This is a genomic window from Escherichia marmotae (assembly GCF_002900365.1).
Lineage (GTDB): Bacteria > Pseudomonadota > Gammaproteobacteria > Enterobacterales > Enterobacteriaceae > Escherichia > Escherichia marmotae.
In genome coordinates this window covers 892992-907872 of sequence record NZ_CP025979.1, presented here as the reverse complement: position 1 = coordinate 907872, position 14881 = coordinate 892992, and the positions used below count along the sequence as shown (strand labels likewise).

The 14881-nt window shown below is 45.1% G+C and carries 3 protein-coding genes and 4 pseudogenes; 6 read left to right on the top strand and 1 reads right to left on the bottom strand.

Annotated elements, in window-relative coordinates:
• Positions 1-135: 135 nt before the first annotated feature.
• Positions 136-552 (top strand): annotated as a pseudogene (locus C1192_RS04865) (helix-turn-helix domain-containing protein); the annotation flags it as partial.
• Here C1192_RS04865 and C1192_RS04860 read toward each other — a convergent pair.
• A pseudogene (locus tag C1192_RS04860) lies at positions 549-3979 on the bottom strand (inverse autotransporter beta domain-containing protein); the annotation flags it as partial. The pseudogenes C1192_RS04865 and C1192_RS04860 sit on opposite strands and share 4 nt — an antisense overlap.
• Positions 3980-4763: 784 nt before the next feature.
• Between C1192_RS04860 and C1192_RS04850 the strand changes: the two are divergent.
• The 5 genes and pseudogenes from C1192_RS04850 (at position 4764) to C1192_RS04830 (ending at position 14865) form a co-directional block, all read left to right on the top strand.
• Positions 4764-6446 carry a sulfatase-like hydrolase/transferase gene (locus C1192_RS04850; RefSeq protein WP_001516373.1) on the top strand — a complete coding sequence of 561 codons (1683 nt, stop codon included), beginning with the start codon at positions 4764-4766 and terminating at the stop codon, positions 6444-6446.
• Positions 6447-6498: 52 nt separating this feature from the next.
• Positions 6499-7659 carry an anaerobic sulfatase maturase gene (locus tag C1192_RS04845; RefSeq protein WP_038354564.1) on the top strand — a complete coding sequence of 387 codons (1161 nt, stop codon included), beginning with the start codon at positions 6499-6501 and terminating at the stop codon, positions 7657-7659.
• Positions 7660-7935: 276 nt separating this feature from the next.
• A pseudogene (locus C1192_RS04840) lies at positions 7936-9620 on the top strand (ABC transporter ATP-binding protein/permease).
• Positions 9621-9657: 37 nt separating this feature from the next.
• Positions 9658-12036, top strand: coding sequence for a TonB-dependent receptor plug domain-containing protein (locus C1192_RS04835; protein WP_038354563.1), 2379 nt, complete (start codon positions 9658-9660; stop codon positions 12034-12036).
• A gap of 56 nt (positions 12037-12092) precedes the next feature.
• Positions 12093-14865: pseudogene (locus tag C1192_RS04830) on the top strand (M16 family metallopeptidase).
• Positions 14866-14881 lie beyond the last annotated feature (16 nt).

The following is a 14881-nucleotide window of genomic DNA, read 5'->3' as shown; positions in this document are numbered from 1 at the left end:
ATTCACGATTACCCGGCAAAATGAAGATGCACTATCAATCGTTTGTTTAGCCTCGGGCATTTCTGTTTTTGATATACTCAAAGTCATTGTCGCAAGGAAAATGTGCAAAGTGACTAAAGATAAATGGAGAATGTTATGATCAGGCAGAAGATTTTACAGCAGCTCCTGGAGTGGATTGAGTGCAATCTCGATCACCCTATCTCAATCGAAGATATCGCACAGAAATCTGGCTACAGTAGACGCAATATTCAACTTCTGTTCAGAAACTTCATGCACATGCCCCTGGGATCATACATCCGCAAACGAAGACTTTGTCGGGCAGCCATTCTTGTCAGACTTACAGCTAAATCAATGCTTGATATTGCACTATCTTTGCATTTTGATTCACAGCAGTCATTCAGCCGCGAATTTAAAAAGTTGTTTGGATGTTCTCCCAGAGAATATCGGCTCCGTGACTTTTGGGATCTCACCAACATCTTGCCTCCTTTATTAACGCGTCAGTACCAAAAGACTGATTGCAGATTAATCAATTTACCTGAGACACGTAGATTCACTTTCGCCGTGAGTGTATATGTCGCTGCAATAGTGGTAGAGCCGGTGAAAACAGCCAGTCCCTGTTCATCGGTCTTCACTATGCCATTCGGATCCAGAACTAAATTTTCTGAGTTGGCAGTCAGCGTCACGTCGCTATCTTTCAACAGGTTGTTATTGGCATCAGTCACCTTAACTTTATACGTCTGTTTGGCTTTGCCGTTCGCCAGTGCATAGTTGCCAATCACCTCAATACCGGAGACGGTTGCGGTATCCTTATCGGCCACAAACGTTATAGTCTGCGCTTCCGAAGGCTGGTCATTTCCTGCCGACGCCGTGATCGCATACGTTCCGGCAGTCACGGAAACCACTTTCAGTTCCGCTTTACCCTCCTCGTTGGCGTTTACCATGATATTACCGTCTGCAAGCGGTTTGACGCCCCGAGGCAGATTAAAGACGACCAGAGCTCCAGGAGCAAGGTTGCCGTATTGATCCTTAACCGTTGCCGTCAGCGTAAAGGCATCATTGCCGTTTGCCACTTTTGGAGCAGAGGCATCAACCTGCAGGCTCGCCTGACCGGTACTGAAATCCGCGGTGAATTTCACCGTGACCGTCTTCTGGGCACCATTCACCGAAGCGGTAATATTGTGTTCCCCGGCAACCGTTGACATCAGCTCAATATCGGCTTTACCTGCCGTATTGGTTGTTACCGTATTCCCTGTCTTGCTGGTCACACCCTGCGGTAAAGTCAGCGTTACATTTTGCCCCTGTAACGGGTTGCCATAGTTATCCACGACAGTCAGGGTTACCTGGTTAGCAGACTGTCCATTAGCCAGTTGGTTATTAACCTTCACTGCCATATCACTGATCACTGCCTGGGAAGCGTCGCCTGCAACATTCAGCACCAGTGGCTGAGCAACGGCATTTTGGCCATTCACTCGTGGCATCACAGACAACTTACCAGCGGCAGATCCCAGAGTTAAGGTCGCCACGTAGACCCCATTACTTTTCTCTGTCCAGTTTCCTGCTGAAGGACGCTCTGTCCCCGTGCTGGCGGCACCGCTAAACAGTGGTGCATCGAGCTTCAGGTCACTAACAGGGTTCCCATACGCATCCTTCGCGGTGAAGGTGAGTTCTGTCGTCGCCTTGACCGTTGGGGTCTCATTACCTGCAACAAGCGTGTTGTTGGCTACTGACATATCCCCCGCAACAACGGTCAACTGCGCAGCGTCGGTGGCTGCTGGCTGGCCGTTGAATAGCGGCATGATGTGAAGATCACCCGTCTTTCCGCCGGTAGTCAGCGTAGCAACATAGGAACCGTCGCCTTTCTCAGTCCAACTGGAAACGGTCGCTCCTTCAGACGCGGCACCCGTCAGACTTGCTGACAGGGAAAGACCGCTGATAGCGTTACCATGCGCATCTTTTGCCACAAGCGTCACTGTCGTGCTTTCCCCTGCTTTAATGCGATCCGCTGCAACGGATACTTTCGACTGGCCTGAAGATAAAGCATCAGCTACCATAGTCACTTTAGCCGCATTAGCTGCTGCATCCTGACCGTTGATCTTCGGCATAACAATTAATTCACCCGCCGTAGTACCCAGAGAAATTTGCGCGATCCACGTCCCGTCGCCATTATCCGTCCAGCCTGAGACTGAAGAACCCGCAGCGGCTGCACCCGTTAATGACGGTGTATCTGGAGTAAGGCCGGTCACTGGGTTGTCATAGGCATCTTTTGCCGCCCAGGTTACCGTAAGCGTGCCGCCAACCACCAGTTTATCCGGGTTGAGAGTGATGGTTGAGCGCGCTGCATCAAGCGGTCCGGCAACAAACTTCAGCGTTTGTTGTAACGTGCCCAACTGATACTGCTCGCTAAAGGCACGCACAACAATAAGACAGACTTGTACACCCCGGCTTCTGTTTCGGTGATCTCACCCAGTGTTGGCTGTGCCTGTGATTTAGCGGACTTAAGGGCCCGCGTTACGATGTTTCCGGCAGGTTTAAACGTCAGTTCAGTTTTGATCTGATCTTTCATGCCCGTGATTGGCTGTCCCTCGGCGTCTCGCAGAGACAGAACCAGCGGCTTTTGCGCACTCCCGTTAGCAAGCATTTGGATACGGCTCTGGCCATCAAGCGTTAACGTAGTACGATCAGCGCTCATACCCGCTCCGGTAATGACCACCGCTGTCTGCACGCGTTTCGAGGCATTGCCTTTGTTATCGTATGCGACCGCAGAGATCGCGTAATAATTGTCTTTGCCTGCACGATAAGCCGGGAGCGTCACTTGCCACTGGTTACCCTGACCAGTAATTTTACCGCCTGCGGCCAGCAAAGACGGCGCTTCCCATTGCACATTTTTCAGGCCGTGAGTTGCTTTGCTGACCACGAGGCCAAGAGACACCGTCTGCCCGCCCTTACCTTCAATACGGTCTGGCAAGGCAATACGGATCACCTCAGCTTTGCGATACTCAAGAACGATATTGTTATTACGTTCAACCAGATCATAGCGGCTGCCTGCCAGTACCCGACGCTCGCGAATGCTATCCGTATCGAGTTGTTTCTCCAGAGGTTCGCCAATCCGGTAGTTAACTTCCAGGCCAAAGCGAGTGTCATTCTGACCGCTCTTGCCCTGTTTGTGCTCTGCACTCAGTGTCAGAAGAGGCACTGGCGTATAGTTCACCTCAGCAGAAATGGCATGTGGATCTTTCTGGCGTTTATCTTTACCAAACAGACCTACCTCATCGCCATAATACTGTTCATACATCAGGCTTGCGCCAAGCTGCGGCCAGGCCGGTAAATAGCCCTCGGCGCGGATATCCCAACCATTAGCCGGACGCTCCTGATAATCCTCAATATCCGGCGATTTTTTCCAGCCAGATGCCCGGATATAACCGTTGGCGCTCAGTTTCAGATAATCGCGCCAGTATTCCGCACCAACACCAATGCGGGTATGGCTACGGGATAAATCATGATCGATAAATGTGTTCAGCCCCGCCATCCAGTCATTGCCTGAAAAATGACGCCAGCCGAAACCAATATTTGACTGAGTACGATCGTCGGTACGATGTATTGCCCCCTGAGTGAACAGCATATCTGTCGGGGTATCATAAATTGGATAAAGCATTTCCAGCGAAGAGTCCTTCAGCGAGAAATCTTTATCGGCATTCAATTTGACTCGAGCCGTACCATATTTGCCAAGCCACTCCTGGATTTCCTGAGTCGCGGCAAACGACGCGATGTTTTTGTCTGCATTATTGTCAGTAGCAACCGCAGTATTTTCCGTACTTAGACGTGGCAGAGCCGCATTATGCGCTCGCGCCGTCATTGTCGGTGTAAAGGTAACAGCCAGTGGGAAAAGAACCTGAATAGAGATGTTTGCCCACGCCACGCAGTGGGCCAGGGCTGAATAACGAAAACGTGGTTGTTTATAAGCCTTTTTTAAACGTGACATTGAGATAATTTCCTGATGAACGAATTAACGAACATAAGCAAACACAAATAAAACGTTTGCTTGTCAGAAAAACCGGGTATTTCCCGATTTCCTTTTCCGCAGAAAAGGAAATACCTTTATGAAAGAAAGCGCATCGTCACCCTGAATATTCAGTGGTTGCGACTACTCGCCGGATGACAGGGCCGGGATTATATTTTTGTTTGTGAGTGCAAATTTAGCTTTTTGTGCAAGCCGTAAAATAGATTCTTCCGTTCTATTTTTTGCTAAAAAATCGCAGCAACTTCATTATTTAAACAGCGTGAGATGAAATATTTTTTTGTGGTAGAGCTAATTTTGCTTTTATTGATAGAAATATATTTTACAGTGATAAGGAGATAAAATAGCAAGAACATTTAAATTATAAAATAAAAGCATGCATTAGAACGCTTAATTAATAAAGTATCTATAAGCGCCCCTCTTTTTATCTTCCCGACGCATCAGTTTATATTGTGATGAACATCACAACTTTATGTACCGGAGTAGAAAGTTGCAATAAAAAATATGAAGCAATAATGTTTGTATTGCGCTCAATACCAAAAAATATCTAATCTTTTCAAGATGATAGTTATTTGGTAATCAGAATTTACTTAGTTAACATCTTTCATTTGTCAACCAATTATGGCCTTTAGTTTGCTTATTTTTAGTCAAATCTACTGTCCCTTAATGTGACTTACTTCACTTACATTCACTTATTTTTCTTCGTAAAATTACTTTGGAATTAAGTACAATAAAAAGAGGAAATTTTATGACGTCTGCACTAAAAAAAAGTGTTGTGAGCACATCCATATCCTTAATACTGGCATCAGGTATGGCCGGATTCGCGGCTCATGCAGCAGAAGATGTAAAACTGAAAGCAACAAAAACTAACGTGGCTTTTTCGGATTTTACGCCGACTGAATACAGTACCGAAGGAAAGCCGAATATTATCGTACTGACCATGGATGATCTTGGGTATGGGCAACTACCGTTTGATAAAGGGTCTTTTGATCCAAAAACAATGGAAAACAGGGAAGTTGTCAATACCTACAAAATAGGTATTGATAAAGCCATCGAAGCGGCTCAAAAATCAACGCCAACTCTTCTTTCTTTAATGGATGAAGGTGTACGTTTTACTAATGGTTATGTCGCTCACGGTGTTTCTGGTCCATCCCGTGCTGCAATTATGACGGGCCGAGCGCCTGCCCGTTTTGGTGTTTACTCCAATACCGATGCTCAGGATGGTATTCCCCTGACAGAAACTTTCCTGCCCGAATTATTCCAGAATCATGGCTATTACACCGCGGCTGTGGGTAAATGGCATCTGTCTAAAATCAGTAATGTCCCGGTTCCGGAAGATAAACAAACCCGTGACTATCATGACAACTTCACCACATTCTCCGCGGAAGAATGGCAACCACAAAACCGCGGCTTCGATTACTTTATGGGGTTCCATGCAGCGGGAACAGCCTATTACAACTCACCTTCGCTGTTCAAAAATCGTGAACGCGTACCTGCAAAGGGTTATATCAGCGATCAGTTAACGGACGAAGCAATTGGTGTTGTTGACCGGGCTAAAGCACTCGACCAACCATTTATGCTTTATCTGGCTTATAACGCGCCGCATCTGCCGAATGACAATCCAGCACCGGAGCAATATCAGAAGCAATTCAATACCGGTAGCCAAACTGCAGATAATTACTACGCATCGGTTTACTCCGTCGATCAAGGTGTAAAACGGATTCTCGAACAGTTGAAGAAAAATGGTCAGTACGACAACACCATTATTCTCTTTACGTCTGATAATGGTGCGGTCATCGATGGCCCACTACCGCTAAATGGTGCGCAAAAAGGCTATAAGAGTCAGACTTATCCTGGCGGAACGCATACGCCGATGTTCATGTGGTGGAAAGGAAAACTTCAGCCAGGAAATTATGACAAGTTAATTTCTGCTATGGATTTCTACCCTACTGCTCTGGATGCTGCCGATATCAACATTCCAAAAGATCTTAAACTGGACGGCGTTTCATTACTCCCGTGGTTGCAAGATAAGAAGCAAGGCGAACCCCATAAAAACCTGACCTGGGTAACGTCCTACTCTCACTGGTTTGATGAGGAAAATATTCCATTCTGGGATAATTACCATAAATTTGTCCGCCATGAGTCAGATGATTATCCTCACAATCCGAATACCGAGGACTTAAGCCAGTTCTCTTATACGGTGAGAAATAATGATTACTCTCTTGTCTATACCGTGGAAAATAACCAGTTAGGTTTGTACAAACTCACCGATCTACAACAAAAAGAGAATCTCGCTGCTGCTAAACCACAAGTTGTTAAAGAGATGCAAGGTGTGGTAAGCGAGTTTATCAACAGCAGCCAACCGCCGCTTAGTCAGGTGAATCAGGAGAAGTTTAACAATATCAAGAAAGCACTTAGCGATGCCAAATAACTAACCCCTTATGCGGCGGAGATTTTCCGCCGCCTTATTGAGTGAGATAGCAATGCACGTGACAGCCAAGCCCTCCAGTTTTCAATGTAATCTCAAATGTGATTACTGTTTTTATCTTGAAAAAGAGTCGCAATTTAGTCATGAAAAATGGATGGATGACAGCACTCTGAAAGAGTTCATTAAACAATACATTGCTGCCTCAGGTGATCAGGTCTATTTTACCTGGCAAGGCGGCGAACCTACTCTCGCGGGTCTTGATTTTTTTCGTAAGGTTATTCACTACCAACAACGCTATGCTGGGGGAAAAGGTATTCATAATGCGTTACAAACCAATGGTATTTTATTGAATAATGAATGGTGCGCCTTTCTCAAAGAGCATAAGTTTCTGGTCGGTATTTCAATTGATGGCCCGCAAGAATTACATGATCGTTACAGACGCAGTAATTCGGGTAATGGGACATTTGAAAAAGTCATGACGGCAATTGATCGTCTGAAGAAGTATAAGGTTGAGTTTAATACGCTAACTGTCATTAACAATATTAACGTCCAACATCCTCTTGAGGTTTATAACTTTTTAAAATCTATCGGTAGTAAGCATATGCAGTTTATAGAACTACTGGAGACGGGGACACCGAATGTAGATTTTACGGGCAATGGTGAGAATACGTTCAGTATCATCGATTTTTCTGTTCCACCCACCGCCTATGGCAAGTTTATGTCAGCTATTTTTATGCAGTGGGTTAAAAATGATGTTGGTGAAATATTCATCCGCCAGTTTGAAAGTTTTGTCAGCCGTTTTCTGGGAAATGGGCATACTAGCTGTATTTTCCAGGAGTCATGTAAAGACAATCTGGTAGTGGAAAGTAATGGTGATATTTATGAATGCGATCATTTTGTCTACCCGCAGTATAAAATTGGCAACATCAATAACGCTGCACTAAAAACGATGAAAAGCGTGCAGTTGACTGCACAAAAAAATTTGATATCAAAAAAATGCCAGCAATGTGTTTACAAGCCAATTTGTAATGGTGGTTGTCCTAAACATCGCATCACAAAAGTGAATAATGAGGTAGTATCGTACTTCTGTGAAGGTTATAAAATCCTATTTACAACTATGGTGCCATATATGAATGCAATGGTTGAACTCGCTAAAAATAAAGTCCCCCTTTATCACATTATGGATGTCGCAAAACGAATGGAGAGTAATAAATAATACTCCTGCATTCACTCCGGTCATATCATCCTTCTTACGACTTCAGCAGAACACCCGGCACAGACTCAGGCCGGGGGGGTCAGCCATCATTATCTGTTGTTCTGGAGGAGCGTCTTCAGACATGCTTTTGCAATACTCTTGATAATCAAGGGCATGAAAGTAACCAGTACAACAATAATTATCAATATATATCATATGGTTACAGACACTTAAGTAAATTTCATCAGTAAATCATTGCTATAGCCAATCATTGGGTGGCACAATCAAATTTCGTTAATGATAATTGTTCCCATTACCATTTGTATGCTAATTGCAAAGTACCTCTGCTTGCTGAAGCCTTTTTGGCTACGTAAGAATAATAAAACTTCAGTATTATTAATCATTATTATCCTCGCCATGATCCTTGGCGTGGTTAAAATTCAGGTCTGGTTGAATGACTGGAACAATGATTTTTTCAATGCGCTAAGCCAGAAAGAAACCGATAAACTTTGGCAGCTTGTCCTGTGGTTTCCTGCTCTGCTGGGGATCTTCGTATTAATATCCGTTAACAAAACATGGTTAATTAAACTACTGACTATTCGCTGGCGCGAATGGTTACAGATTACTACCTCAATCGTTGGTTTACAGATAAAAACTACTACTTCACACAGATCTACGGCGAGGATAAGAATACCGATAATCCTGACCAACGTATCGCTGAAGATATCCTTCTATTGATCAGCAAAACACTTAGCCTTTCATTCGGATTCATTCAGTCACTGAGTATGCTGATTACCTTCACCGTTATTCTGTGGCAAAGCGCGGGGACACTCTCATTCACGGTTGGTGGAACGGAGTGGAATATCCAGGGTTATATGGTTTATACCGTCGTGCTCATTGTTATTGGTGGCACGTTGTTTACCCATAAAGTGGGTAAACGTATCCGCCCGCTTAATGTGGAGAAGCAACGTAGCGAAGCGACTTTTCGAACTAACCTTGTGCAGCATAATAAGCAAGCGGAGTTAATTGCATTAAGCAATGCTGAAACGCTGCAACGTCAGGAGTTGAGCGACAATTTTCATACAATAAAAGACAACTGGCACCGTTTAATGAATCGTCAGCGTTGGCTTGACTATTGGCAGAATGTTTATTCACGCTCGCTTAGTGTTCTCCCCTACTTTCTATTGCTACCGCAGTTTATCAGCGGGCAGATCGATTTAGGTGGGCTGATGAAATCACGTCAGGCATTTATGTTGGTATCCAACAATCTGAGTTGGTTTATTTATAAATACGATGAACTTGCAGAGCTGGCAGCGGTTATCGACCGGTTGTATGAATTTCATCAACTTACTGAACAGCGCCCGACAAATAAACCCAAAAATTGCGATCATGCCGTTCAGGTTGCTGATGCCAGTATCCGTACCCCCGATAATAAAGTCATATTAGAAAACCTGAACTTTCATGTTTCTCCAGGTAAATGGCTACTGCTGAAAGGATACTCTGGTGCGGGAAAAACAACGCTGCTTAAAACATTATCCCACTGCTGGCCGTGGTTTAAAGGTGATATTTCTTCTCCTGCAGACAGTTGGTATGTGTCACAAACGCCGTTAATCAAAACCGGCTTACTGAAAGAGAACATTTGTAAAGCACTTCCGCACCCTATAGACGATGAGCCGTTGAGCGAGGTGTTGCATCAGGTTGGGCTGGGTAAATTGGCTACGCGCATTAATAACCACGATCGTTGGGGAGATATTCTTTCCAGCGGCGAAAAACAACGTATTGCGCTGGCTCGGTTAATTTTACGACGTCCGAAATGGATATTTCTCGACGAAACAACGTCACATCTGGAGGAGCAAGAGGCTATCCGTTTACTGCGTTTAGTGCGCGAAAAATTACCTGAAAGCGGTGTGATTATGGTGACCCATCAGCCTGGTGTTTGGGATCTGGCGGATGATATTTGTGACATTAGCGCGGTTTTATAAAAACGATAAATGCCCTGCTATACGGAGATAAAAATAAATGAAGCGAGTTCTTATTTCTGGCGTCATTTTATGTGGCGCTGGCGCTGATATGGCGCAGGCCGTCGACGACAAAGACAAGTATATGCCTGTTTTTGAAGAGATGACAGTCTATGCCCCTGTCCCTGTGCCCGTAAACGGTAACACGCATTACACCAGTGAAAGCATCAAGCGTTTACCGACAGGTAATGGCAATATCAGCGATTTATTAAAAACAAACCCAGCGGTGCGTATGGATTCAACGCAAAGCACCTCGTTGAATCAGGGGGAGATCCGCCCGGAGAAAATATCCATTCACGGTGCATCGCCCTACCAGAATGCCTATTTGATTGATGGTATTAGCGCCACCAATAACCTGAACCCGGCGAATGAATCGGATGCCAGCAGTGCAACCAATATTAGCGGGATGTCACAGGGTTATTATCTTGATGTCAGCTTACTGGACAATGTCACGCTTTATGACAGTTTTGTTCCGGTTGAATTTGGTCACTTTAATGGTGGGGTGATAGATGCAAAGATCAAACGTTTTAATGCTGATGATGACAGCGTAAAGCTGAGTTATCGCACAACGCGTTCGGACTGGTTAACGTCTCATATCGATGAGAATAACAAGAATGCATTTAACCAGGGGTCTTCAGGAAGTACTTATTATTCTCCCGACTTTAAAAAGAACTTTTACACCTTGTCATTTAATCAGGAACTCACTGATAACTTTGGCGTGACTGCTGGTTTCTCTCGCCGCCAGTCTGACATTATCCGCGCAGATTATGTTTCGAATGACGGTATTGTTGCAGGTCGGGCGCAGTATAAAAACGTTATCGATACAGCATTAAGTAAATTTACCTGGTTTGCCAGTGAGCGCTTTACCCACGATTTAACCTTTAAATATACCGGTTCTCGCCGGGATTATAATACCAGCACCTTCCCCGAGTCTGACCGCGAAATGGGCAACAAATCTTATGGCCTGGCATGGGATATGGACACACAACTCGTATGGGCCAAACTGCATACCACTGTCGGCTGGGATCATATCAGTGACTATACCCGTCACGACCATGACATTTGGTACACCGAACTCTCATGCACATATGGTGATATTACAGGACGTTGCACCCGTGGCGGGCTGGGGCATATTTCGCAGGCTGTTGATAATTACACCTTCAAAACACGACTTGACTGGCAAAAAGTTGAAGTGGGCAATTTCTCGCATCAGCCTTACTTCGGTGCGGAATACATCTATTCCGATGCATGGACTGAACGTCATAATCAGTCTGAATCTTATGTAATTAATGCCGCAGGAAAGAAAACTAACCATACCATTTACCATAAAGGTAAAGGTAGCCTTGGAATTGACAACTACACGCTGTACATCGCGGATCGTATTAGCTGGCGCAATGTGTCGCTGATGCCAGGCGTGCGTTATGACTATGACAACTACCTGTCAAACCACAATATCTCTCCCCGCTTTATGACGGAATGGGATATTTTCGCTGATCAAACCTCAATAATTACCGCCGGATATAACCGCTATTATGGCGGAAATATTCTCGATATGGGGTTACGAGACATCCGTAATAGTTGGACAGAATCAATTTCAGGCAATAAAACGCTCACCCGTTATCAGGATTTGAAAACACCCTATAAAGACGAACTGGCAATAGGTTTGCAGCAAAAGATCGGTAATAACGTTATTGCGCGGGCAAACTATGTTTACCGTGAGGCGCATGATCAAATCAGTAAAAGTAGTCGTACCGACAGCGCAACGAAAACAACGATTACTGAGTATAACAATGACGGTAAAACTAAAACCCATTCGTTCAACGTGAGTTTTGAACTGACAGAACCTCTGCATGTCAGCCAGGTGGCTATTAATCCGCAAATTGTCTTCAGCTATATCAAGAGCAAAGGCAATTTGTCATTGAATAATGGTTATGAAGAGAGCAATACCGATGATAACAAGGTAGTTTACAACGGTAAACTTGTCTCTTATGACAGCGTCCCGGTGGCGGATTTTAATAACCCGTTAAAGATTTCCTTAAATATGGATTTCACTCATCAACCAAGCGGACTGGTGTGGGCGAATACACTGGCCTGGCAAGAAGCACGCAAAGCTCGCATCATTCTGAGTAAGACGAACGCGCAATACATCAGCGAATATTCAGATTACAAGCAGTACGTTGACGAGAAACTGGATAACAGCCTGACCTGGGATACCCGTTTATCCTGGACACCCCAATTTCTTAAGCAGCAAAACCTGACGATTAGCGCCGACATTCTGAATGTGCTGGATAGCAAAACCGCTGTTGATACAACAACCGCCGGTGTGGCGACTTACGCCAGCGGTCGTACTTTCTGGCTTGATGTCAGCATGAAATTTTAAAACTTCGAATTTTACTTTACCGGGTAAATTCACCTGGTTTTCGCATGGAGATGATTATGAGAAACCTCTGTTTCTTACTGACTTTAGTGGCAACACTGTTGTTGCTTCCTGGACGACTTATTGCCGCGGCATTACCACAGGATGACAAGTTAATTACCGGGCAACTGGAAAATGGCTTGCGATATATGATCTATCCACATTCACACCCTAAGGATCAAGTGAATTTGTGGCTGCAAATTCATACCGGTTCATTGCAGGAAGAGGACAACGAGCGCGGCGTGGCGCATTTTGTTGAGCATATGATGTTTAACGGTACAAAAAGCTGGCCTGGTAATAAAGTCATCGAAACTTTTGAATCGATGGGGCTGCGTTTTGGCCGCGATGTTAATGCCTATACCAGCTATGACGAAACGGTGTATCAGGTAAGTTTGCCAACAACGCAGAAACAAAATTTGCAAAAAGTGATGGCAATCTTCAGTGAATGGAGCAATGCCGCCACCTTTGAAAAACACGAAGTAGACGCTGAACGTGGCGTAATTACCGAGGAATGGCGCGCGCATCAGGATGTTAAATGGCGCACATCTCAGGCACGTCGCCCTTTCCTGTTGGCAAATACACGCAATTTAGACCGTGAACCGATCGGTTTGATGGATATTGTCGCAACGGTCGCGCCGGAACAACTGCGCCAATTTTATCAACGCTGGTATCAGCCGAATAATATGACCTTTATCGTCGTTGGTGATATCGACAGTAAAGAAGCGCTGGCGTTGATAAAGGAAAATTTAGGTAAACTTCCGGCAAACAAAGCGGCTGAAAATCGCGTATGGCCAACGGAAGCAGAAAACCGCCGGCGCTTTAATATCATTAATGATAAAGAAAATCGGGTGAACGGTATCGCACTCTATTATCGCATGCCAATGGTTCAGGTGACCGATGAACAAAGCTTTGTCGAACAGGCAGAATGGAGCATGTTGGTTCCGATTGCTGGAACGGATCCAGTCCGGTGAGTTGAAGACTATTTCCGGTGGCACCGCGCGCAGTATTAAAATTGCGCCTGATTATCAGTCGCTGTTTTTCCGTGTAAATGCGCGGGACGATAATATGCAGGATGCTGCGAATGCATTAATGGCAGAACTGGCAACTATCGACCAACATGGTTTTTCCGTTGCAGAGCTTGATGATGTAAAAGCCACCCGTCTGACCTGGCTGAAAAATGCGGCTGAGCAACAGGCTGAACGCGATCTGCGGATGCTGACCAGCCGCCTGGCATCCAGCTCGTTAAATAATACGCCATTCCTTTCACCGGAAGAGACATACCAGCTTTCTAAACGCCTGTGGCCACAAATTACCGTGCAAAGCCTGGCGAAAAAATGGCAGCAATTAAGAAAGAACCAGGACACATTTTGGGAACAAATGGTCAACAATGATACTGCAGCCCAAAATGCATTATCTCCTTCAGCCATTACGGCGCTGGAAAATGAATATGCCAACAAGAAACTGGCGGCTTATGTCTTCCCTGGCAGAAATTTATCTTTAACGGTAAACGCTGATCCGCAAGCAAAAATAACCAGCCAAAAAAGACTGGCTGAAAATCTGACGTCACTGACCCTTTCTAATGGCGCAAACGTCATTCTGGCAAAATCTACGGGCGAAGAAGAAAAGCTGCAAATTATTGCCGTCTCTGATAAAGGCGATTTGAGTTTCCCTGCGGGACAAAAATCACTTATTGCGCTGGCAAATAAAGCCGTTAGCGGTAGCGGAGTTGGCGATCTCTCCTCTTCCAGCCTGAAACGCTGGAGCGCAGAAAACTCAGTGACCATGAGCAGTAAAGTCAGTGGCTTGAATACACTACTGTCTGTTAGCGCACGGGCTAATAATCCTGAACCCGGTTTTCAGTTAATTAACCAGCGGATCACCCGCAGCACAATTAACGACAACATTTGGTCATCGTTACAAAATGCTCAAATTCAAGCGTTGAGAACGCTCGATCAACGCCCGGCAGAGAAATTCGCTCAGCAGATGTACGAAACACGCTATGCCGATGAGCGCACGAAATTACTGCAAGAAAAACAGATTGCACAGTTTTCTGCCGCAGACGCATTGGCTGCCGATCGTCAGTTGTTTTCTTCCCCAGCAGATATCACTTTTGTGATTGTCGGTAATGTGGCAGAAGACAAACTCCTGCCGTTAATTACGCGTTACTTAGGATCAATCAAACGTTCTGATTCAGCATTGGCAGCAGGTAAACCATTAACCCGCGCGACGGATAACGCGGCTGTTACTGTAAAAGAACAAAATGAACCTGTAGCACAAGTTTCACAGTGGACGCGGTATGATCCCCGGACACCTATTAACCTGGCGACACGCATGGCACTGGATGCATTCAACGTCGCATTGGCAAAAGATCTGCGGATAAATATTCGTGAACAGGCATCCGGAGCATACAGCGTTTCTTCTCGTCTCTCGGTTGATCCTAAGGCCAAAGATATCAGCCATTTGCTGGCTTTCACCTGTCAACCTGAACGTCATAGCGAACTGTTAACATTGGCGAATGAGGTAATGACTAAACGTCTGACTAAAGGGATCAGTCAGCAAGAGCTGGACGAATATCAGCAAAATATTCAACGCAGCCTCGATATTCAGCAAAATAGCGTTCAGCAATTAGCGAACACTATTGTGAATAGTATTATTCAATATGATGATCCTGCTGTGTGGATGACGCAGGAGAAAGTGTTAAAGAATATGACTGTGGAAAATGTTAATGCTACAGTTAAAGAATATCTGAGTAAACCCGCGAATTCCCACACTGGAGTATTGCTGCCAAAATAATAACTTACCCCCGCCA

What these genes read in the sequence shown, in the direction of transcription:
- C1192_RS04850 (WP_001516373.1), top strand. Translation starts at nt 4,764, where the DNA reads ATGACGTCTGCACTAAAAAAAAGTGTTGTGAGCACATCCATATCCTTA.
- C1192_RS04845 (WP_038354564.1), top strand. Translation starts at nt 6,499, where the DNA reads ATGCACGTGACAGCCAAGCCCTCCAGTTTTCAATGTAATCTCAAATGT.
- C1192_RS04835 (WP_038354563.1), top strand. Translation starts at nt 9,658, where the DNA reads ATGAAGCGAGTTCTTATTTCTGGCGTCATTTTATGTGGCGCTGGCGCT.